Annotated in this window: 17 protein-coding genes; 9 read left to right on the plus strand and 8 right to left on the minus strand. The window is 37.9% G+C overall.

The features are described 5' to 3' along the window. Positions 1-357: 357 nt before the first annotated feature. The 5 genes from AACQ49_RS00660 to AACQ49_RS00680 all read right to left on the minus strand — a co-directional run bounded on the left by AACQ49_RS00660 (position 358) and on the right by AACQ49_RS00680 (position 5,311). Positions 358-1,179, minus strand: a complete 822-nt coding sequence (locus AACQ49_RS00660) for a CPBP family intramembrane glutamic endopeptidase (protein ID WP_017827519.1) — start codon at positions 1,177-1,179, stop codon at positions 358-360. A gap of 272 nt (positions 1,180-1,451) precedes the next feature. Continuing rightward, the gene (locus AACQ49_RS00665; RefSeq protein ID WP_004244293.1) at positions 1,452-2,387 is read right to left on the minus strand and encodes a phosphatidate cytidylyltransferase; all 936 of its coding nucleotides are present in this window, start codon (positions 2,385-2,387) and stop codon (positions 1,452-1,454) included. Beyond that, a complete protein-coding gene (locus tag AACQ49_RS00670) occupies positions 2,380-3,060 on the minus strand; it encodes a lysophospholipid acyltransferase family protein (RefSeq protein WP_004244292.1) in 681 nt (226 codons plus the stop codon). The genes AACQ49_RS00665 and AACQ49_RS00670 overlap by 8 nt, the downstream gene beginning before the upstream one ends. Beyond that, positions 3,057-3,725, minus strand: coding sequence for a CDP-alcohol phosphatidyltransferase family protein (locus AACQ49_RS00675; protein ID WP_004244291.1), 669 nt, complete (start codon positions 3,723-3,725; stop codon positions 3,057-3,059). Before AACQ49_RS00675 ends, AACQ49_RS00670 begins: the two co-directional genes overlap by 4 nt. A gap of 950 nt (positions 3,726-4,675) precedes the next feature. Next, a complete protein-coding gene (locus AACQ49_RS00680) occupies positions 4,676-5,311 on the minus strand; it encodes a response regulator transcription factor (RefSeq protein ID WP_004244289.1) in 636 nt (211 codons plus the stop codon). A 474-nt stretch (positions 5,312-5,785) separates the two neighbouring features. Between AACQ49_RS00680 and AACQ49_RS00685 the strand changes: the two genes are divergently transcribed. Then, positions 5,786-6,781, plus strand: a complete 996-nt coding sequence (locus AACQ49_RS00685; protein ID WP_004244288.1) for a LacI family DNA-binding transcriptional regulator — start codon at positions 5,786-5,788, stop codon at positions 6,779-6,781. Positions 6,782-6,824: 43 nt separating this feature from the next. On the opposite strand, the gene AACQ49_RS00690 is transcribed toward AACQ49_RS00685, so the two are convergent. Further along, positions 6,825-8,291 (minus strand): glycoside hydrolase family 32 protein, encoded by a 1,467-nt coding sequence (locus tag AACQ49_RS00690; RefSeq protein WP_004248659.1) that lies wholly within the window; start codon positions 8,289-8,291, stop codon positions 6,825-6,827. Between the two features lie 229 nt (positions 8,292-8,520). Here AACQ49_RS00690 and AACQ49_RS00695 point away from each other — a divergent pair, with 229 nt between their 5' ends. The 8 genes from AACQ49_RS00695 to AACQ49_RS00730 all read left to right on the plus strand — a co-directional run bounded on the left by AACQ49_RS00695 (position 8,521) and on the right by AACQ49_RS00730 (position 18,668). After that, positions 8,521-9,468, plus strand: coding sequence for an aminoimidazole riboside kinase (locus tag AACQ49_RS00695; RefSeq protein ID WP_004244286.1), 948 nt, complete (start codon positions 8,521-8,523; stop codon positions 9,466-9,468). Between the two features lie 240 nt (positions 9,469-9,708). Beyond that, positions 9,709-10,620 carry an EamA family transporter RarD gene (gene rarD, locus AACQ49_RS00700; protein WP_004248658.1) on the plus strand — a complete coding sequence of 304 codons (912 nt, stop codon included), beginning with the start codon at positions 9,709-9,711 and terminating at the stop codon, positions 10,618-10,620. 111 nt (positions 10,621-10,731) lie between these two features. Further along, positions 10,732-11,931, plus strand: coding sequence for a formate-dependent phosphoribosylglycinamide formyltransferase (purT, locus tag AACQ49_RS00705; protein WP_129623382.1), 1,200 nt, complete (start codon positions 10,732-10,734; stop codon positions 11,929-11,931). A 203-nt stretch (positions 11,932-12,134) separates the two neighbouring features. Next, a complete protein-coding gene (gene htpG, locus AACQ49_RS00710) occupies positions 12,135-14,018 on the plus strand; it encodes a molecular chaperone HtpG (RefSeq protein WP_004244279.1) in 1,884 nt (627 codons plus the stop codon). A gap of 182 nt (positions 14,019-14,200) precedes the next feature. Continuing rightward, complete coding sequence (adk, locus tag AACQ49_RS00715) at positions 14,201-14,845, plus strand: adenylate kinase (RefSeq protein WP_036895518.1); 645 nt, start codon at positions 14,201-14,203, stop codon at positions 14,843-14,845. Positions 14,846-15,004: 159 nt separating this feature from the next. Then, entirely contained in the window at positions 15,005-15,973 is a 969-nt protein-coding gene (hemH, locus tag AACQ49_RS00720; RefSeq protein WP_004244277.1) for a ferrochelatase, read from the plus strand. Between the two features lie 163 nt (positions 15,974-16,136). Then, positions 16,137-17,255 (plus strand): LPS O-antigen length regulator Wzz(fepE), encoded by a 1,119-nt coding sequence (gene wzz(fepE) / locus AACQ49_RS00725; protein ID WP_004248652.1) that lies wholly within the window; start codon positions 16,137-16,139, stop codon positions 17,253-17,255. A gap of 102 nt (positions 17,256-17,357) precedes the next feature. After that, the gene (locus tag AACQ49_RS00730; protein WP_004244274.1) at positions 17,358-18,668 is read left to right on the plus strand and encodes an inosine/guanosine kinase; all 1,311 of its coding nucleotides are present in this window, start codon (positions 17,358-17,360) and stop codon (positions 18,666-18,668) included. A gap of 110 nt (positions 18,669-18,778) precedes the next feature. Here AACQ49_RS00730 and ybaL read toward each other — a convergent pair whose 3' ends face one another. Then, positions 18,779-20,539, minus strand: a complete 1,761-nt coding sequence (gene ybaL, locus AACQ49_RS00735) for a YbaL family putative K(+) efflux transporter (RefSeq protein WP_129623383.1) — start codon at positions 20,537-20,539, stop codon at positions 18,779-18,781. 734 nt (positions 20,540-21,273) lie between these two features. Then, on the minus strand, positions 21,274-21,608 hold a 335-nt coding region (gene tnpA / locus AACQ49_RS00740; protein WP_161778838.1), incomplete at its 5' end, for an IS200/IS605 family transposase.

A 21,608-nucleotide genomic window follows, 5' to 3' on the forward strand; every position in this document is an offset into this window, starting at 1 on the left:
TTCTTTTTCCTGATGGTGAAAGAGGTAAAAGTCACATAATGTGTATGGTAAAAATAATCTATTTTTGTGTGATGGATACCTATCACAATGCAATAGTGGGTATTTTTTATGCTGTCAATCGCTGTTATTTTGGCTTATTTGTTATTATATGTTGTATAAAATTTTTGTTATTTATAGATAAGCGATAAAGGGCATACTAACAAAAAATTTCAGCTAATGATGGGAAAATTAAGATGATCGATAAGTTAATAGTGTGACTGCTTTCACGTTTCACCCATCCTCTTTACTCGTATTAGTATTAAACGAGTAAAGAGACGGAAAGACTAAAACTTAAAATACAGCAGAATAATATAGCACTTACGCGATTTTAAAAGGGTAAGTGAAAAAGAGCAGGTGAGTGAGATTCAGTGCAAAATGAAAGAGTGTAGCAACCCAAAGCCTACCGCTCCACATCCACGCTAAGCCATAAATAATACCTGCCAATGAGGCGAAGATAATGAGTAATATTCCCCCGGCAAAATGGACTAACCCAAATAAAATAGCGGTAATAAATAGCGCAAGATAGGGAGATAAATAGCGAGATAGACTTTGCTGTATGGCTCCTCTAAATAGTGCTTCTTCAGCAAGAGAGACAAAGAAAATATTTGCTAACATAAAGGCGGGTAGCCATTGTGGCAAATGTAATTCAATAGTGAGTCCACCCAATGCCATTGCGAATAATAACAGTGCGGGGATCGCCATAGCCAGTAAAACCCATTGATATTTATTGGCTTTTTTTACTGGTTCCGTCCTAAATAATGTAGGAATAAAAATCATTAAAATAAAAGGGATTAATGCTTTATCGGCATTGAAATAAAAAGAGAAAGGGGGGCTATATTGCCCTAATGGAACATGTTTAATGTAGCGTAAGTTATTAAAACCAGGAATAAAATGAAAAGTTAACCCAACAATAATGGCGATAAATGCAAGAATAACAATAGTGGCAATAAGACGATTGGTTTTGTAATGGCGATATGCATAAGAGAGTAAAATTAAGCTCAATATAACCGGAAGTACATACCAAGTGATAACACCTGTTATAAATGCGCTAATGGTGGTTATAGCTAAAGTAGTAAGTGCAAGTTTGCGATGGAACCCTAATAACAATAAAGATAAAGCAAGAAGTAACCAAGTGATCATAATTATCTACAAAAAAATAAAAAGGAAACGCTAGATTAAAAGATAGTAATAATGTGATCTATGACAATAAGTTAAAAAAAGAAGTGGTCGGATTTCGAGTATGGGATTATTCTTATTTAATATGTTGATTTATAAAAATAAAGCTTAAATATAGGTATTTTTAATTGAGTTAAAACAAGCGATTAATTACATTGACGATAATAACTCGATGATTTATTTATAGAAATGCTGGTAATAATTTTGCAGATTACCAGCATTTATTCAAAAGGGAATTACACGTAGAAATAGCGAATAACGTGGAAGAAAATAGGGGCGGCAAAGCACAGGGAATCCATTCTATCCATCATACCGCCGTGGCCTTCAATCATAGTACCGAAATCTTTTACGCCACTGTCTCTTTTTATGGCTGACATACATAAACCGCCAGCAAAGCCTGCGAGTGTGATGACTAAAGAGAGTAAAAAAGCAGCCCACCATGTGAAAGGTGTTGCCCACCATAACATCATCCCTATAAGGCTTGCTGAAATAATGCCGCCAAAGAAACCTTCGATGGTTTTATTAGGACTTAATTTCGGTACGATAGGATGTTTGCCAAATAGTTTACCAAACACATATTGTAAAACATCAGAAGTCTGTACCACGATCATCAAAAACAGTAATAAGTTAATATTACGTCCTTCAAAGCCTTCTATCGGTAACATTAATAATGCTGGAGCGTAGCTAAGGCAATAGATAGCTATCATGACACTCCATTGCACTTTTGCCATGCGCTCGAGAAAGTGATGAGTATCTCCGGAAAGCGCCATACGTGTTGGAATTAATAAGAAGGCATAAACCGGAATAAAGATGGCTAGCAAATTATACCATTGCACACCGACGAGAATATATTGGATAGGCAGCACGACAAAGAAACACCAAAAAAGTGCTTCGTGATCACCTCGATGAGTCGGGGTTAATGTAACCAATTCACGTAATGCAAGCCATGAAATTAAGGCGAAGAGGATAACTGAGCCTATTGTTCCAATACTAATAGCGACGGCAGAAATGATACACATGATCCACCAAGCTTTAATTCGAGAATTAAGATTGGTAATGGTTGAGGTAGGACCTTTGAGTGCCGCAAGGATCGCACCAATAATACTGGCAATAATTAAAAAGGAGAATAGCCCGATAAAGATCCAGAGAATTTCATTGTTGATACTATCCATGATGTAACTCCTCTAACGCACTTTTGGCTCTTAATAGAAATTCAGTCTTATCTTCATTTTCATGTGTCGGTTCAATAGGCGGGCCAAATGTGGCACTACAAATGATAGGAACAACAAGCCGAGAGCCTTTAGGAAGTACGCGGTTTAAGTTTTCAAGATAGATAGGGACTAATTGAGCCTGTGGATTGTTACGGGACAAATGCCAAAGACCGGCTTTAAAATCCTGAATAGACTCACCGTTACCTCTAGTCCCTTCAGGAAAAATAATTAGCGATTCACCTTTATCTAAAACAGCCTGCATCAGTGTAAGAGCATTTACTTTCTGAGGTGCAGTTGTTGTTTCACCATTTCCTTCACTAACATTTGTTTTATTCGCGTGGCGTGGGATCAAAACTGCACGAAAGATACGACGAGAAAGATAACGACGTAAACGGTTTTTATTCCAATAATCTTCTGCAGCAACAGGGTGCACAAATGGGCGAATATGGGGGGCAAGTGAAGACCAAATAACTAAACCATCTAGATGACTTGAGTGATTTGCATAATAAATACAAGGTTTATCTTTCTCAATCGGAGATATTTGTTTGGCTCTGATCCCGGTTAAAAAACGGCAGATAGAGACTAAGACTGATGATATGATTTTTGCATCGAAAGAGAGTTTGCCATTTTTCATTCATCAACTCCTTGTGTTAAATCGCGTAAAATTTGGCGAGTTCTCAAAATGGTAGTAAGTACAGAGCCGAAGATAATGATCCACAGGGAGACTAAACAGAGCCATGCTCCCCATTCAGCGGGAATAAATGCAGAGATAATGGCAATACCGGTTAATAATGCCATTCTATGTTGCTTGGCCATTGGCCCCGTAAAACGCTGCTCTAACCCACAACTACCACCTAATACACGGATATAAGCTGTCATTACCGCAAAGAAAGCAGCTACCCAGCCTAAGGTAATAGCGATAGGAAAAGTGATGGATAAACCATAACCTACACCAATAATAATCAATGTATCAGCTATTCGGTCTGGTAGTTCGTTATAAACGGCACCAGCAGGACTTTTTAATCCGCCTTCAACTGCGACCATACCATCGAGTAGGTTACAGATAAGTCTACCCTGGATAGCTAATGCACCTAAAATAAGAAGGATTGATTGAAGTAGGCCTTGGGAGTGAGCGAGAGCAAAGTAGAGAAACAAACCGGAGATAGCAGCGAATAGGATACTAAATAAAGAGATCCCATTGGGGGTAGCGCCTTTGCTTTGCAGCCAGCGACTACAGCGAGTTGCCCAGTTGGTTTGTCTTGCTTTTATAGGACGACGATTTTTTTCTTCATTATTCATTTTTTTTACAAAAAAATATTAGTGAGTACACAAGGTATTAGCATAATACGTTTAAGTAAAAAGAAAATGAAGATCAAATTATAAGATTATCTAATAAATTTTATAAGTGAATAAAAAAGTAGGCTCATTGATTAAGCTAGGATAAATATTCAATCGACAAAAAATACTTATTCTTTAGGTGTTAATACTTATTTTTGTTTAGTTGTTTTTACGTAATCATTTTTTCCTAAAATGATATTCCTATTATGATGTGGGTGAGTAGAAAAAATTTGTTATATATTAAAATAGCTCAACAATAAAGAGAATTAATTTCTAAATAATAGACTAAAAAGAACCAGAGTTATGACATCCATCAGCTATTTTATGAGGTTGTTTATGATTTTTTTGTTATTTTAATTATTTTTTCTATAAGGTAAATATAGATTAATTTAAAGTCACTAGACAATTACTGTACTTTATCTAGACATAAAAAAGAGACAGCGATTCCTTTTTTGTTCTTTTTTAATCAGCAATATTTTTAGTTAAAAAATAAGACAGTAAATCAGAAATTGATTGTCAATAGTAGTTATGTCTGTAAGAGGTGAAAAATGATTTATGTCAAATTAAATAGTATTTATTTTATCGTTTCGCCATTATTAACAATGAATAGGGAGGGCGTTATTAATAATAGCGATTATAAAAATAAAATATACTAATTGTTCAGGTTAGAGGTTGGAGTATTTGTATGACTTATGAAAGGGAGGCGTCAAAATAGGATAGCCTTCCCTTCTGTTGCAGAATGGAGCTTAGTATATTTATTATTTCCATATTCAATACTTATTCATCAAAAATAGAATATTTTTACAATACAGTTTACTCTCATTAATAAATAATAATGAAACGAAAGTCGATTAAGCTGTTATACAAGCGCTGGATATCATCTAATGATAAAGAAGATATACGGGCTAAATTTAATTGGCTCTTAAGTCATATTTTTTAAAGAAATCATATTCTTGTACTAGTTGTGGTAGTGATCTTATTTTTAGTTTTGTATACATATTCGAACGATGAACTTCCACTGTTCTTGGTGATAAAGAGAGCTTTTCGGCTGCTTCTTTACTGGTGTTACCGTCAAGGATCATCTCCATTACCTCTTTTTCTCTATTTGATAGTTTACTAAACTTATCTTTTAAAGAAATATAGGTTCTGAATTGCTCAACCTCACTTTCATAGTGTAAAAAAGATTCTGACACAATATTAAGAAGCTCATTGACGTTTAAAGGGCGAGTTAAATATTCGAAAGCCCCCGCTTTAAATGCGTTACGGCAACTTTCTATCGATGCATCTCCCGAAATAATTATAACAGGAATGATATTCTTTAATTTGTTTAACTCTTTTACCAACGCAATTGATGGCGATGCACTACTTTTAGTGTTAATTATGATGCACTCTTTATGAGCCCCTTTAGTTGATGAAAAATAGTACTTTAAAAATGCCTGTTCATTTGAATAGGTTTTCACATTTGCCGCTAAAGAAGAAAGCACTGCTTTAAGTTGAACTTTTGTGCTGTCATCTTCGAAAGTGATCAGATGGATTATCGATTCCATATGTTGCTCCCAATTTTATTCCTCTCTTAATCAAGAGTAAATGAGTAACGAAATTTGACTAATTTATAAATTTTCTATGTAGAGTAGTATTCACGTAACGGAGCCATAATAAGGATATATTAAATAAAAAAGTATTAATACTTTTTCATTATATTATAGATAAAATATCAGAACTTTGTTTTGTTTCAATATTTCTATTTTATCGTTAAAGATATTTTTCTTCTATAAACGAAGTTCATATAACTGTTATTAATTGTAACTAAGTTTTTTATCGTAAGTGTTTTTAACTATATTAAACATCTAGTGTGAGTATAATTAATATTGATAATTGTTTTTTGATTAGTTTATTAACTAAAATAATTTGTCATACTTATATTTGTATGGTCTTGAGAATGTGGATTTCTCTCTTTACTTATTGTAAAATAGAGCATTATTTATAATTACCTTACTTAACAACCCAATCGAGCCAATATTATGGCGTCACTGAAAGATGTTGCTCGACTTGCATCTGTTTCTTTGATGACAGTCTCAAGAGCGATTAATAACCCTGAGTTATTAAAACCAGATACGTTGAAACAAGTCCAACGCGCAATCGAAGAACTGAATTATGTGCCCGATTTTTCAGCGCGAAAAATTCGAGGTCAAGGGACTAAGGTCTCATCGATCGGTGTGCTTGGTATTGATACCGCAACGACCCCTTTTTCCGTGGAAATGATTTTATCCATTGAGCGTACCGCTCGTCAGTTTGGCTGGAGCTCATTTGTTGTAAACCTCACTGAACAAGAGGGGTATGATCAAGCCATTTGGCAACTGTTAGCTCAACGTCCAGATGGTATCATCTATACCACAATGGGATTGCGAGAAATCACGGTACATGAAAAGCTACGTGATAAAAATGTGGTACTTGCCAACTGCTTAGCTAAAGATCAAACTTTTCCAACCTATATTCCTGATGATTATCACGGACAATATTTTGCGATAAAACACGTGATTGAAAAAGGTTATCGGCATCCGTTATGTTTTTATCTACCCGAAGATACCGTTGCAGGCCCTATTCGCCGTAAAGCGGTCGAAGATGCTTGGCAAGATGCCGGCTTACCTTTGTCATCATTGCGTCAATACACGATGTTATTTGGCGATGAACATTACCGTGATGTGATTGGATTGTTACAACAACACTGTCGTCAGCAAAAAGCAGATTTTGATATTTTAATCTGTGGTAATGATCGTATCGCATTTTTAGCTTATCAAGTTTTACTGTCGATGGGATTACGTATCCCTGAGCAAGTGGCTGTATTAGGCTATGACAATATGATAGGAACGGGGGAGTTATTCTATCCGCCACTCACCACAGTACAGTTGCCACATTATGACTTAGGTAAAGAAGCAACATTACATATTATTCAAGAGCGTAATCATAATAAAACAGTACAAGTCCCCTGTCAGTTAATTGAACGAGAGTCTCTGTAACGAGACTCTCTTTCCGTTAGAGAGTATAGAAACATTACAACGCTCAACTTATCGTTGATAGTGTCCAATATTCACCGGCGATTAATGTGGCACTGCCATCTGTGGCAAATAGCGATAAATCGCGATCATTTTCATCTGCATAATAACGGCTACTAAAGGTCAGCTCTCCGTGATTGATAAAAACCTCTATTGATGAGCGATCAATAAATATACGTAAGTTAATTTCGCTTCCTACTGGCAACGGTGTGCTACGTGAGCCACTGATATTATATTGTGGATAATGGCGACGGATCACAAAGCGATTTGATTGATTATCGACAAATACCTCTAAACCTTTTCCTAACCAAAGACCAAATTTTTCCGCTTGGCTATCTAATGACCAGGTTAAATTTAACTCAATAGCCGGTGTCTTATCGAGTAATTTAAGCGCTTGGTTATTGAGTGTGGTCATCTCTATCGTATTTCTTGTTTGTCTGAGACTTTCAACTTCTTTTATCGGGGTCATACGTAAACGGTTTGCCCTTTTATCAAAGTTAATTTCACGAGGAAGCGTGAAACAACCAGCCCAAAACTCCTGTTGCGAAGGCATAGGGGAGTTCCACATATCCATCCATCCCATAGAAACACGGCGACCATCAGCAGTAACAAAAGATTGTGGAGCATAATAGTCATGACCATTATCAAGCTCAGTAAAATGACCATGTATGATAAAAGGTTGTTTTGGTGACCACTGACCGATCAGTGCACCGGTTTGAAACAGATTACGGTATTGATAACCTTCAGCGCGTTTTCCTTGTGGTGAAAAAACAAGAGCAAATTCGTTATCATCACTGATAGGAAAAAAGTCAGGGCATTCCCACATGTAGACGTTTTTATCATCGGTTTTGCCTAATACCTTGTACTCCGAACGCCATTGTTTCCCTTCTTCAAATAGGGTGTCATTGGAGAAAAGTAACACTTGGCCTTGGTCTTTTTCATCGCGGGCACCGACTACCATCCACCATTTTCCTTCTTGAAACCAAACTTTTGGATCACGAAAGTGCATATATCCTTGTGGTGGCGGTAAGATAATGCCTTTCTTTTCAAAATGGATCCCATCTTCACTGACTGCCACACATTGTGCTTGGTAAATTTGGCTGTCATCGCCTTCTTCTGCTAACCAGTTATGGCCGGTATAAAAGAGGTATAATTTACCTTCATGACTTACCGCTGATCCGGAAAAGCAACCACTTTTATCATACTCATTGCCCGGAGCAAGGGCGATTGGCTGATGTTGCCAGTGGATCATATCTTTGCTGGTAGCATGTCCCCAATGCATCGGCCCCCAAAGTTCAGAAAAAGGATGATGTTGATAAAATGCATGATATAAGCCGTTATGATAAACAAGGCCATTAGGATCATTAAGCCATCCCGCAGGAGCGGCTAAATGGAATTGAGGATAAAATTGCTCTCCACGTTTTTTTTGTAAGGCATTTAGGGCAGTTGTCGATTGTTCTAAACGTTGCTTCATCTCATTATCCTGATTTTATCAGTTATTCTGTAAGCTATATGTCACCCTTATTAGCGATAACATTTAGGGTTAAAAAGCGTGTTGTTTGAATTTATCTTTATTATTGTACACCATTATGTTAACGTTATCAGGATGTTTTTTCGAGCAATATCTTTATTTTTTTAGTTATTAATACTGATAAAAATACAATATAGTGAATAAAAATAGTGGCTTATCTTCAGGAGAGATTATGAAAGTCTGGTCTTTAGGTGATGCGGTTGTTGACCTAATTCCACTGCAAAATATGCAATATGAAGCATGTGCTGGTGGAGCACCAGTGAATGTCGCTGCAGGTGTTGCAAAATTAGGACAGCAAAGTGGCTTTATTGGTCGGGTCGGTGAAGATGCATTTGGTCACTTTATGCAAAAAACGTTATTTGATCTCGGTGTAGATACCAGCACAATGGAATTTGATGAGTTACATCGTACCAGTACAGTCTTAGTTTCGTTGCAAGAAAATGGCGAACGAGATTTTACTTTTTTAGTTGCGGACTCTGCTGATCAATTTCTTACCAATAAATCACTGCCTGTATTTGAAAAAGACATTTTACATTTTTGTTCACTTGCTTTAGTTAATCCAATTTGTCGCTCGACGCTAGATAGTGCTATTAGTAAAGTAAAAAATAGCGACTCTTTACTGAGTTTCGATATTAATTTACGCCCCCAAATGTGGCGTGATCATGAAGAAATGCGTGCGATCATCGATGAATATGCTCATAAAGCAGATATTTTGAAATTATCTGAAGATGAACTGACTTGGATGACTCAGGAAATTACGTTAGAAAATGCATTAAAAAAATTAGCTGATTATCCTGCTCGTTTAAAAGTGATCACCCAAGGCTCTAAAGGATGTTTAGTGTTGACGCCTACAACACAAGTTGCCTTGAGTGCCTTTACCGTCAATTGTGTTGATACCACAGGGGCAGGTGATGCCTTTATGTCTGGATTATTAGCCGCAGTTGCAGAATATGGTTTTGCTGATGATGAACAATATTTATTAAAAATTATTACGCAAGCCGCGGCCTGTGGCGCATTAGCAACCACTAAAAAGGGCGCTATTGCTGCAGCACCGAGCCGAAAAGTATTGCGTGAATTTGTCAGTAAACAACCGCCGTTACATGTACGAGATATTTTTTAATGAATTATTTGTTTATTTGCTTGTAAGTCCTATTTTCCCCTTTGCTCTGGTCTTTTTGTGATCTCTATAAATAAGGTTTATACAACTTTATTTATAGAGATTTTTTTTATGTTTAACTCAGTGGTTTATTTTGATAATCGCTTACTTTGATGCTGATAAGTAGCGGATATGATCATATTGTTTGATTCGTTTTCGGCGTATGATAGTAAGGTCTCTTTAACGCTATTGGTGGAAAGTCATATGTGGGCTCAGTCAGGTGTCTTATTAGCCATTTGCTCCTATATTTTATGGGGAATAACCCCTCTTTTTTATCGGCTATTACCCGGTGCTCAACCATTAGAGTTACTTGCACAACGTCTTATTTGGTCTATTCCCCTGTTATTACTGGTTCGATTATTTATTAAAAATAGAACTCGCTGGCGTGCTGTTCTCCAAGATAGACGCTCTATTTTTATGTGTTTATTTAGTTCATTAGCAATGGCAGTCTCTTGGTGCACCTTTACTTATGCACTTACGCATCAACAAGTCTTAGCCGCCAGTCTGGGGTATTTTATTAATCCACTTTTTTCTATTGTATTGGGCGTTATCTTTCTTAAAGAGAAATTAAATCCTGCTGAAAAATGGGCGGTAATATTAATTTGTGCAGGAGTGGGATATCAATTATGGATGTATGGTCAATTACCCATACTGGCACTCGTGATGGGAGGAGCATTTGCGATTTATGGACTCATTCGTAAATTTATTCGTTTTGATGTCATAACTTCATTATTTATTGAAACTTTGTGGCTAATTCCGGTCGCTATAGGGGCGATGATTTGGCTGATTATGCGAGATGAAAGTGCGTTTTCTTCTGCAGACAATTTAACTCGTTTCTATTATATTTTAACCGCGCCAGTGACTATTCTCCCTTTACTGTTTTTTACCGCAGCAATCAAAAGAACCACCTTAACCGTTATTGGTTTAGCACAGTATATTGAACCGACAATGCAGTTTTTACTGGCCGTATTCCTATTCCATGAAGCATTTGATGCTGTGAAAGGAGTAAGTTTTTCATTGATTTGGTTAGGGCTATTGTGTTGTATTTTTGCGCTGATTAGAAAGCGCCTTAATGCCTTAAAAATTCATAAAGGTCAGCATAGCCAAAAAATATAAAGTATTTAAATTTTACTATGGCTATTTTTCTCTTTGTTAAATTCCGTTATGCTACCACTAAATGCAAACGTTTGCGTAATGCGTATTATCTGACTGAGATAAGGATCGAAAATGACCATTTTGGGAACGGCTCTGACCACTAATGCCACAAAAGTGATGTTATTAGGTGCAGGCGAATTAGGTAAAGAGGTGATCATTGAATGCCAACGTCTTGGCATTGAGACTATTGCGGTTGATCGCTATGCCAATGCGCCGGCAATGCATGTTGCTCATCGCCATTATGTCGTCAATATGCTTGATAGCGAGGCATTAAAACAGATTATAACTCAAGAAAAACCCGATTTTTTGGTGCCTGAAATTGAAGCTATTGCTACTTCATTATTAGTCGAATTAGAAAATAATGGTCAAAAAGTTGTACCTTGTGCCCGTGCAGTAAAACTCACTATGGATAGGGAAGGAATACGCCGTCTCGCTGCAGAAACATTACACTTACTGACTTCTCCTTATCAATTTGTTGATGATGAAGCGGCTTTTAGAAAAGCGGCGGTTGAGATTGGTTTTCCTTGTATTGTAAAACCGGTGATGAGCTCATCTGGAAAAGGACAAAGTGTTATTCGTTCAGAGCAAGATCTCACTAGTGCATGGACTTATTCTCAAGAAGGGGGAAGAGCAGGGCAAGGGCGCGTGATTGTTGAAAAGATGATCCCGTTTGATTTTGAGATAACATTACTCACGATTCGTGCTATTGATGGTATTCATTTTTGCGAGCCTATTGGTCATCGGCAAGAAAAAGGCGATTATCGTGCGTCATGGCAACCACAAAAAATGAGTGATATTGCCCTTGCCAAAGCACAACATATCGCTAGTAAAGTAGTGGAGAATTTGGGCGGTTATGGGTTATTTGGTGTGGAACTATTTATCCAAGGTGATGAGGTGTTTTTTAATGAAGTATCACCGCGTCCTCATGATACAGGGCTTGTTACCTTAATTTCACAAGATTTATCAGAATTTGCGCTCCATGTGCGTGCTTTTTTAGGCTATCCCATCGGTGGTATTTGCCAATTAGGTGCTTGTGCTTCCGCGGTGATTTTACCTGAGTTGTCTAGTACTAATATTGTCTATACGGGATTAGAAAAAGCGCTTAAGGCAAATCGACAAATTCGTTTATTTGCTAAACCTGAAATCTCAGGACATCGTCGTTTAGGTGTGGTGCTTGCTCATGCCGATTCCATAAAACATGCTATTGAAGAGGCGAATTTAGGTGCACAAGCGATTTTAGCCGATGATGGTGATAACCATTTATCGCGGTGATCTACATACCGCCAATGGCTTTATATCATGCTTGCCTTGGCGGTTATTCCTAGCTGTTATGTAATTGAATTTTCCTCTTTATATGGCGTTTCAGTATTTTTATTAATGTTATTAAGCTCTGCTCCCTTGAAACTTGCTTAACTATCCCCACCTTTTAAGTCATATCGATTTTTTTCGCCAAATTAGGATAAATTGAGGTAAAAATGAGTATGAAAGATCAGGAAACGAGAGGATTTCAGTCTGAAGTTAAGCAACTTCTACAATTAATGATCCATTCTCTTTACTCTAATAAAGAAATTTTCCTTCGCGAATTGATTTCTAATGCATCGGATGCGGCGGATAAGTTACGTTTTCGTGCATTATCCGATGCGGCTCTTTATGAAAATGAGGGTGAACTTCATGTCCGCATTGCCACTGATAAAGAAAAAAGAACACTGACTATCAGTGATAACGGCATAGGTATGACCCGCGATGAAGTGATTGATAATTTAGGGACTATTGCGAAATCAGGGACTAAAGCATTTTTAGAGTCTATTGGACAAGACCAAGCGAAAGATAGCCAATTAATTGGTCAGTTTGGTGTCGGTTTTTATTCCGCATTTATTGTGGCAGACAAAGTGACGGTACGTACCCGTGCCGCGGGGCAACCTGCTGATAAAGGTGTTTTCTGGGAGTCACAAGGTGAAGGTGATTATACGGTTGCTGATATTGAAAAAGCGGATCGTGGTACCGAAATTACCCTGCATCTACGTGAAGGTGAAGACGAATATTTAGATGATTGGCGTCTGCGTAGTATTATCAGCAAATACTCTGATCATATTTCCCTACCTGTCGAAATAGAAACTAAAAATGAAGAAGACGGCACCGTTACATGGGAAAAAATAAATAAAGCTCAAGCGTTATGGACGCGTAATAAGTCAGAAATCAGTGATGATGAATATAAAGAATTTTATAAGCATCTTTCTCATGATTTTGCTGATCCGCTGTGCTGGGCACATAACCGGGTTGAAGGTAAACAAGAGTACACCAGCCTGCTGTATGTTCCTTCTAAAGCACCTTGGGATTTATGGAACCGTGAACATCAACACGGTTTAAAACTGTATGTACAGCGCGTCTTTATTATGGACGAAGCTGAACAGTTTATGCCTAACTATTTGCGTTTTATCCGCGGATTAGTCGATTCTAACGATTTACCATTGAACGTTTCTCGTGAGATCTTACAAGATAGCTCTGTGACACGTAATTTACGTAGCGCATTAACTAAACGTGCATTACAAATGTTACAGAAACTGGCTGACAATAATCCTGAAGAGTATCAAACTTTCTGGAAAGAGTTCGGTTTAGTGTTAAAAGAAGGTCCTGCAGAAGATCACGCTAATATTGAAGCCATTGCTAAATTACTGCGCTTTGCTTCTACTCATAATGACAGCGATGCACAAACTGTTTCATTGGCAGATTACGTGAGTCGTATGGTTGAAGGTCAGGATAAAATCTATTATATCACTGCTGATAGCTATGCTGCGGCCAAAAATAGCCCTCATCTAGAATTATTCCGTAAAAAAGGTATTGAAGTTCTACTGCTATCCGATCGCATTGATGAGTGGATGATGAACTATCTCACTGAATTCGATGGTAAATCATTCCAATCTGTGAGCAAAGCAGATGAATCTTTAGATAAACTGGCTGATGAAGAGAAACAAGCGCAGCAGGAGGAGACAGATAAACAACTGGCACCTTTTGTTGAGCGTGTAAAAACCTTACTAGGTGATAAAGTTAAAGAGGTGAAATTAACTCATCGTTTAACGGATACGCCTGCTATTGTTACTACTGGCGCGGATGAAATGAGTACGCAAATGGCGAAACTTTTTGCGGCTGCAGGTCAACAAGTCCCCGAAGTTAAATACAACTTTGAGTTAAACCCTAACCATCCATTAGTCAAACAAACGGCTGAGTTGACCGATGAAACACAGTTCGCGGATTGGATCAATTTATTACTTGATCAAGCGCTATTTGCTGAAAGAGGAACTTTAGAAGATCCAAACCAGTTTATTCGTTTAGTGAATCAACTATTAGCTAAAAACGCGTAACCATATTCGTTTTCAATCATTTAAACCACGTTCTTTGCGCAAGAGAGCGTGGTTTTTTTCTTTTGCGATAAAAATAAAGTGCAATCGATAACGTGATTTCTTGAGCGATGACCTCACAAAATGGTATGGTAATGCGTTTTCGAGTTTAACTATAAAAAATTAAATGCAAGGGGATTTACGCGATGCGTATCATTCTACTAGGCGCTCCAGGCGCTGGTAAAGGCACTCAGGCTCAATTCATTAAAGAAAACTATGGTATCCCACAGATTTCAACCGGTGATATGTTACGTGCTGCGGTTAGCGCAGGCACGGAATTAGGACTGAAAGCAAAAGCATTGATGGATAACGGTCAATTAGTGACTGATGAATTAGTAATAGCATTAGTGAAAGAGCGTATCAAACAAGACGATTGCCGTAATGGTTTCTTGTTGGATGGGTTCCCAAGAACAATTCCACAAGCTGATGCAATGAAAGAAGCGGGTATCAATGTTGATTTCGTACTGGAATTTGCTGTACCTGATGAAATTATTGTTGAACGTATTGTTGGCCGTCGAGTGCACGCGCCATCAGGTCGTGTTTATCACATTAAATTTAATCCACCTAAAGTTGAAAACCGTGACGATGTGACAGGTGAAGAGTTAACAACTCGTAAAGATGACCAAGAAGAAACAGTGCGTAAACGTTTAGTCGAATATCATTCTCAAACAGCGCCTTTAGTTTCTTATTACCAAAATGAAGCTAAAGCGGGTAACGCGCAGTACCACAAAATAGATGGTACACAGAAAGTAAGCGAAATTAATGCTGAACTGAAAAACATCCTCGGTTAATCTATAGCACCGAAAAGCAATCCCGGTTAGACCGGGATTTTTTTTACAAAATATTTATAAAAAGAATACAATCCGATTAATTGACAAACAGAGTTCACTATTTTCCTTTACTCTTTTACTTTTGGTTATGTTAATAAAACAGCTCTAAGGAGTCTTGGTATGAATGATGCTAAATACGGCGTTCTTTTGGTCAATCTTGGCACCCCTGATGCACCTCAACCAGATGCAGTGAAGCGCTATTTAGCTCAGTTTCTTAGCGATCCTCGCGTTGTTGATGTTTCCCCGTGGATTTGGAAACCCATTCTTCATGGGGTTATTTTGCCATTTCGCTCACCTAAAGTGGCCAAATTATACCAACAAATTTGGTTGCCAGACGGCTCTCCTCTTTTAGTCTATAGCCGTGCACAGCAAAAAGCGTTAGCACAACGTTTTGCGCACATACCTGTTGAATTAGGTATGTGTTACGGTAATCCTTCCCTCAACGAAGGACTGACGCGATTATTGGCGCAGGGCGTTGAAAAGCTAATTGTATTACCTCTCTATCCACAATACTCTTGTTCGACATCGGGGGCGGTATTTGATGGTATTAGCCAACTGTTTAAAACGATGCGAACTATTCCTTCACTGCATTTTGTTCGTAGTTATGCTCAACATCCACTTTATATTAAAGCGCTGGTAAATAGTATTGACGAGAGTTTCAAGCAACATGGTAAGCCGGATCGTTTAGTACTTTCATTTCATGGCATTCCTGAACGATTTATTAAAACTGGGGATATCTATTTTGATGAATGTTGCCTTACAGTAGAAAAATTAAAACAGCAACTTGATTATCCAGCAGAAAAAGTGATGATGACTTTCCAGTCACGTTTTGGTCGTGAGCCTTGGTTATCACCTTATACTGATAAAACGATGGAAAAACTGGGTAGTGAAGGGGTTGAACATGTACAGGTTATTTGTCCCGGATTTTCATCAGACTGTTTAGAAACATTAGAAGAAATTAATGAACAGAACCGTGAGTTCTTTATACATGGTGGTGGAAAACAGTATGAATACATTCCTGCTTTGAATGATAAAGTTGAGCATATTGACTTACTTGAAGCTATAATCCGCGACATATGTGAAAAATAATAGATAAGCTCACTAAATACGATTATCGGATTAGGTGATATATTCATTTGATCATATTTCAGTTATATATAAACTTATCTTTTCTCATTTTTTAACCATTTTAGTCTTGTGCACTAAAATGGCTGATAAACGGACGCTGCATTACACAAATTTAGGCAGGAAAATGAATAGTAAGCTTTCAAAACCACAATCTTCAGAAGTTGATAAAGGGCATTTCGACGATTTTTATCTAAAACAGAACGATGAAATCGATCTGTTTGAGTTATTTTCTGTTCTTTATAAATCAAAATTTGTCATTATTGGGATCACACTTTTATTTGCTATCGTAGGTTTTACTGTTGCGAGCTTTCTGCCCCAGAAATGGACAAGCCAAGCTGCTATTACAAAACCAATGTTAGATGAGATGAAGCAGTTAAGAGCAACCTTAAATGATTTAAGCTTGGTTGATGTTGATACTGGCGTAAATGCTTCTTCTGTTTACCAAAAATTTATCAATAACTACAATTCCCGTGTATTACGTGAAGAATATTTAGTCAATACGGATTACTATAAAAACTTATTGGCTAAGATGGACGATCCTACGCCATTGGATAAACGTAAATTAATCGAAACTATTGTTACTAAAGATATTAATTTAAAAGCATCAGACAGTAAAAATAGTGATGAAGAATTTAGTGGCGAAATTAACTTAAGCTTTACTGCGCCAACTTCTGAAGAAGCTTACGATTTGCTGTCAGGTTATATTCGCTTTATTTCTACTAAAGTACGGGTAGAAGTGAAAGACGAAATTGATGATCAAATTGAGCGTAAATTAAACCATGCGCAAAAAGCGTATCAAATGGATTTAGAACGTATTGCTAATGCGCGTAATGTTAATGTTCAGCGCTTAAAATATGCACTAGAAATTGCCAATGCTGCTGGGGTTAAAAAGCCTATTTCTAGTGAAGGTGCACAAATTAAAGATGATCCTGATTACTCCATTGCCATGGGGGCTGATGCACTTAGTAGCAAATTAGCGATAACAGAAGCGATTACTGATCCTACAACGGTCAGTTCTGAATTAAAAAATCGCTTATATAATATTCAGCAGTTAGAACAAATAAAATTGGGTGATCTGCAATTTGTTCCTTTCAAATATATGCTAAAACCTTATGAACCAACTAAGAAAGATGCGCCTAAACGTGCATTAATCTTAGTCGGTGCTGCATTTGTTGGTTTTATCCTTTCTGTAATGGGTGTTTTACTGGGCTATATGGCAAGAAATCGCCGTAAAACAGCGTAAATATCCACAAATAAAAGTAGGTGTACAGACGTACACCTACTGTCTCTCCACTAATATTGTGTTAACATTGCGCATCTTTTTTAGCTTGTAGCATCGTTCACAATGAAATTCCCTGGCAAAAGAAAATCCAAACACTATTTTCCCGTTAGTTTACGAGATCCATTATTAAAACCTATCATCAATATGACTGAGAGCGAATCTTCTCGGGCTTATATTGTTGGCATCGACCAAACATTAGTTGATATTGAAGCTAAGGTAGATGAAGCGTTTATCAATCGCTATAACTTGAGTCAGGGACACTCTCTGGTTATTGAAGATGATGTAGCGGAAGCCCTTTATCGCGAATTAACGGTTAATAATCTTATTACCCATGAATTTGCGGGTGGCACTATTGGTAACACACTACATAACTACTCCGTATTAGCGGATGATCGTTCTGTTTTATTGGGGACTATGTGTAACAATATTCAGATTGGTAGTTATGCTTATCGCTACTTATGTAATACCTCAAGCCGTACTGATTTAAACTATTTACAAGGTGTTGATGGTGCAATAGGGCGTTGCTTTACCCTCATTACTGAAAATGGTGAACGTACTTTTGCTATCAGTCCTGGTCAAATGAATCAACTTCAGCCCGAAAGTATTCCTGAGGATGTGATTGCAGATGCATCGGCATTAGTTTTAACTGCTTATCTCGTCCGTTGCAAACCGGGAGAGCCAATGCCGTTGGCAACTATGAAAGCGATAGAATATGCCAAAAAGCATGATGTACCGGTTGTCTTAACATTAGGTACTAAATACGTGATTGCCGACGATCCTCAGTGGTGGAGAGATTTCTTAAAAGAGCATGTCTCGGTAGTGGCAATGAATGAAGATGAAGCCCTAGAGCTTACAGGTCATGCTGATCCATTGTTAGCATCAGATGCGGCTTTAGAGTGGGTTGATTTAGTCTTATGTACCGCAGGCCCTGCAGGATTGTATATGGCAGGCTTTACAGAGAGTGATTTTAAACGCCAAACCACTCATCCGTTACTTCCAGGTGCAATTGCTGAATTTAATCGTTACGAGTTTAGTCGTGCTATGCGTTTTAAAGATTGCCAAACGCCGGAAAAAGTCTATTCGCATATAGAGCCTTATATGGGAGGGCCGGAAAAAATCATGAATACCAATGGTGCTGGCGATGCGGCATTATCTGCACTATTACATGATATTACGGCAAATAGTTATCATCGCATTAATGTACCTAATTCGAGTAAACACCCACGTAGTTATTTGACTTACTCTTCATTGGCGCAAGTGTGTAAATATGCTAACCGTGTAAGCTATCAAGTATTAAGCCAACACTCACCACGTTTGACTCGCGGTTTGCCTGAGAAAGAAGATAGCTTAGAAGAAGCTTACTGGGAACGTTAAGTTAAGTCGTCGCGCTCTTTTTTTGTGAAAGAGAGAAAATAAAAAGCAACACGCGATAAAGGTGTTGCTTTTTTAGTTTGTTAATCCTTTATTTTAAAAATAAATCTCTATTATTGCGCTGCATTGGGTGCAATAATTTGTTGACCCTCTTCAGGTGTGTCATCAATGGTGCAACCGAACTCGACTTCTTGTATTAGCATCTCAGCCATTGCTGAAGCGGTCTGATCTTCATCGATTATCACATGATTTGCCCCTTTCTCAAGAATAAAGGAAGCTTCTTCATCATAGTTAGCACGAACAATAATATCGTCAAAATGAGCACGAACGATAATATTAAGATCAGGGTTCATTTTTCTTGCTGTTTCTGCGATATCTGCTGCTTCATAACCGTTAGGAATGGTTAGTAGTAGCGATTTAGCACAATCAACACGCGCTAATGCCAGCGATTCTTTGGTCATAGCATTACCGAGTACGGCGTTTAAGCCTTTTTCTTTTAACTCAGCAAATTTATTACGGCTATTTTCAATAATGACCAATGGGATAGCTTGTGGTTGTAGCTTTTCAGTGAGCATACTACCTGCACGACCATAACCGACGATAATGGCATGCCCACAAATATCGACAGGCACAGGCATCTCTTCTTCCATCTCTTCTTGTTGAAGTTGCTCTTGCTCTTCTTTGGTTTCTGTTTTTGCTAGATAACGGTCTAACAAAGAGAAGAGAACAGGATTAAGCATAATAGAGACTAAGGCGCCGGCAAGAACCAAGTTACGTGCATCTGGTTCTAAAACATTTAGTGCAACCCCCATTCCAGCTAAAATAAAGGCAAATTCACCAATTTGAGCAAGACTGGCTGAAATGGTTAATGCGGTTCTGCGTGAATGCCCAAACATACGAACGAGCACTAGGGCTGCTAAGGATTTACCTATAATAATGATGGCAAGTGTGGCTAAAATACCTAGAGGATGCTCAATTAATACCATAGGATCAAATAGCATGCCGACAGAGACAAAGAACAGAACGGCGAAGGCATCACGTAGAGGTAAAGTATCTTGTGCTGCTCGGTGGCTGAGGTCAGACTCATTAAGTACCATTCCGGCAAAGAAAGCGCCTAATGCGAAAGAAGCATCAAATAGCGTCACTGCTGCGTAAGCGATACCTAAAGCTAGTGCTAACACACATAGGGTAAAAAGCTCACGAGAGCCAGTGGCAGCCGTTTTAGCTAAGATCCACGGAATAAGCTTACGACCGACAATCATCATAATTAAAATAAAGGCAACTACTTTACCAATAGTGATACCTAAGTTAATTAATAACTGTGAAATACTTGTTTGGTCACTACTTTCAAGCATATTGGCAATAGCTGGTAGTAGTACTAAGGCTAATACCATAGCGAGATCTTCGACAATTAACCAACCAATAGCGATTTGACCGCGTTGGCTATCAATTAAACCTCTTTCTTCGAGTGCGCGTAGCAATACCACAGTACTTGCCGTTGAAAGGCATAATCCAAAGACAATGCCACTAAATAGACCCCAGCCAAAGAAAGTGGATAACCCTAACCCTAATAAGGTGGCAACGGTAATTTGTGCTATGGCACCGGGGATCGCGATAGCTTTTACAGCCATTAGATCTTTTAAAGAAAAATGTAAACCTACGCCAAACATCAGTAAGATAACACCGATTTCAGCAAGCTCAGGTGCCAAAGAGGTATCAGCAACGAAGCCGGGGGTAAATGGGCCAGCGAGCACACCCGCAGCAAGATATCCTACTAAAGGTGAGATTTTTAGCCGTTGAGCAATCATGCCTAAGATGTAAGCAAGTGCTAATCCACCAACAATGGTGGTAATGAGGGGGGTTGAATGCGGCATCAATTCTCCTTCTTGTTATTAAACTACATGTATCGGGGGGCGAGTAGTACAGCAGGGTATTAGTTTAACGTATCTAAGCGCTAAATTCGCTAAAATTTATTGAATTTTTATAAAAATAGCAATTTGATTTAGTTTTATAATGTAACTGAGTGTTTCTGTGTTATTTTTGGTAGTTATTCTTTGTATAAGCTTGATATAGAGTATTTAGATTGGTTGTGAGTTGTAAAAATAAATACAACTTATTTAGCTTTATTGGTCAGGATATGGTGAAGAAAAAGCATGGAAATAATCAATAAAGATAGATAAGTGTCATTAGCCTCAACATGTTCAATGTTTTTTAAATTAGAGAGCAATCGCTAAGACGAGTATCCCTCATATTGACCCATGTAAAACTCAGATAAAATAAAAAATGCTAACTATGGTTATTTCAGTAGTGAATAACTATTGAGCACTATGCTACACAGTAGAAAATGCTGTGATTAACATAATATCAATAAGCAGACTTTGTTTTTGCGATAGGGGAACGGGCAACATTGTCCCCGAGATGTTCATAACTGAAATTTATTTTTTAAGTTAAATTATAGTCGCTCTTACCTATAATGGAGTAAAAATAGCCAAAAATTCATGATCACAACTTAATGTATGCTTTTTTGTTAGTAAGTTATTGCTATTGTTATCCAAAGCACCGTAAAACCCCGTCCTTCAGGTCGGGGATATAAGGCGCGGTTTTTTAACTAACTAGCTGTTTCCTGTTGCTCAATGTACTGGCGGATAATGGATATTGGTGCGCCACCACAACTCCCCGCGAAATAACTCGGCGACCAAAGAACCCCCTTGTAGTAATCACGTTGGGCAATATCTGGACGATCACGTCGAAGTAATCGACTCGATACCCCTTTAAGGCTGTTAACCAGATTAGATATCGCCAGTTTTGGCGGGTAATTAATCAATAAATGAACGTGATCCCGTTCCCCATCCATTTCAACCAGTTCAACATCAAAATCAGCACAAACACTGGCAAAGTAGCCTCGCAATTTTTCAATTGCATCCTGATCAAATATTTTTCGCC

Origin of the sequence: Proteus sp. G2675 (assembly GCF_963886535.1) — a bacterium.
Taxonomy (GTDB): Bacteria; Pseudomonadota; Gammaproteobacteria; order Enterobacterales; family Enterobacteriaceae; genus Proteus; species Proteus mirabilis.

Bases quoted from the DNA above. Each gene is read 5' to 3' on its own strand.
- AACQ49_RS00660 (WP_017827519.1), bottom strand. From the start codon at position 1,179: ATGATCACTTGGTTACTTCTTGCTTTATCTTTATTGTTATTAGGGTTC.
- AACQ49_RS00665 (WP_004244293.1), bottom strand. From the start codon at position 2,387: ATGGATAGTATCAACAATGAAATTCTCTGGATCTTTATCGGGCTATTC.
- AACQ49_RS00670 (WP_004244292.1), bottom strand. From the start codon at position 3,060: ATGAAAAATGGCAAACTCTCTTTCGATGCAAAAATCATATCATCAGTC.
- AACQ49_RS00675 (WP_004244291.1), bottom strand. From the start codon at position 3,725: ATGAATAATGAAGAAAAAAATCGTCGTCCTATAAAAGCAAGACAAACC.
- AACQ49_RS00680 (WP_004244289.1), bottom strand. From the start codon at position 5,311: ATGGAATCGATAATCCATCTGATCACTTTCGAAGATGACAGCACAAAA.
- AACQ49_RS00685 (WP_004244288.1), top strand. From the start codon at position 5,786: ATGGCGTCACTGAAAGATGTTGCTCGACTTGCATCTGTTTCTTTGATG.
- AACQ49_RS00690 (WP_004248659.1), bottom strand. From the start codon at position 8,291: ATGAAGCAACGTTTAGAACAATCGACAACTGCCCTAAATGCCTTACAA.
- AACQ49_RS00695 (WP_004244286.1), top strand. From the start codon at position 8,521: ATGAAAGTCTGGTCTTTAGGTGATGCGGTTGTTGACCTAATTCCACTG.
- rarD (WP_004248658.1), top strand. From the start codon at position 9,709: ATGTGGGCTCAGTCAGGTGTCTTATTAGCCATTTGCTCCTATATTTTA.
- purT (WP_129623382.1), top strand. From the start codon at position 10,732: ATGACCATTTTGGGAACGGCTCTGACCACTAATGCCACAAAAGTGATG.
- htpG (WP_004244279.1), top strand. From the start codon at position 12,135: ATGAGTATGAAAGATCAGGAAACGAGAGGATTTCAGTCTGAAGTTAAG.
- adk (WP_036895518.1), top strand. From the start codon at position 14,201: ATGCGTATCATTCTACTAGGCGCTCCAGGCGCTGGTAAAGGCACTCAG.
- hemH (WP_004244277.1), top strand. From the start codon at position 15,005: ATGAATGATGCTAAATACGGCGTTCTTTTGGTCAATCTTGGCACCCCT.
- AACQ49_RS00730 (WP_004244274.1), top strand. From the start codon at position 17,358: ATGAAATTCCCTGGCAAAAGAAAATCCAAACACTATTTTCCCGTTAGT.
- ybaL (WP_129623383.1), bottom strand. From the start codon at position 20,539: ATGCCGCATTCAACCCCCCTCATTACCACCATTGTTGGTGGATTAGCA.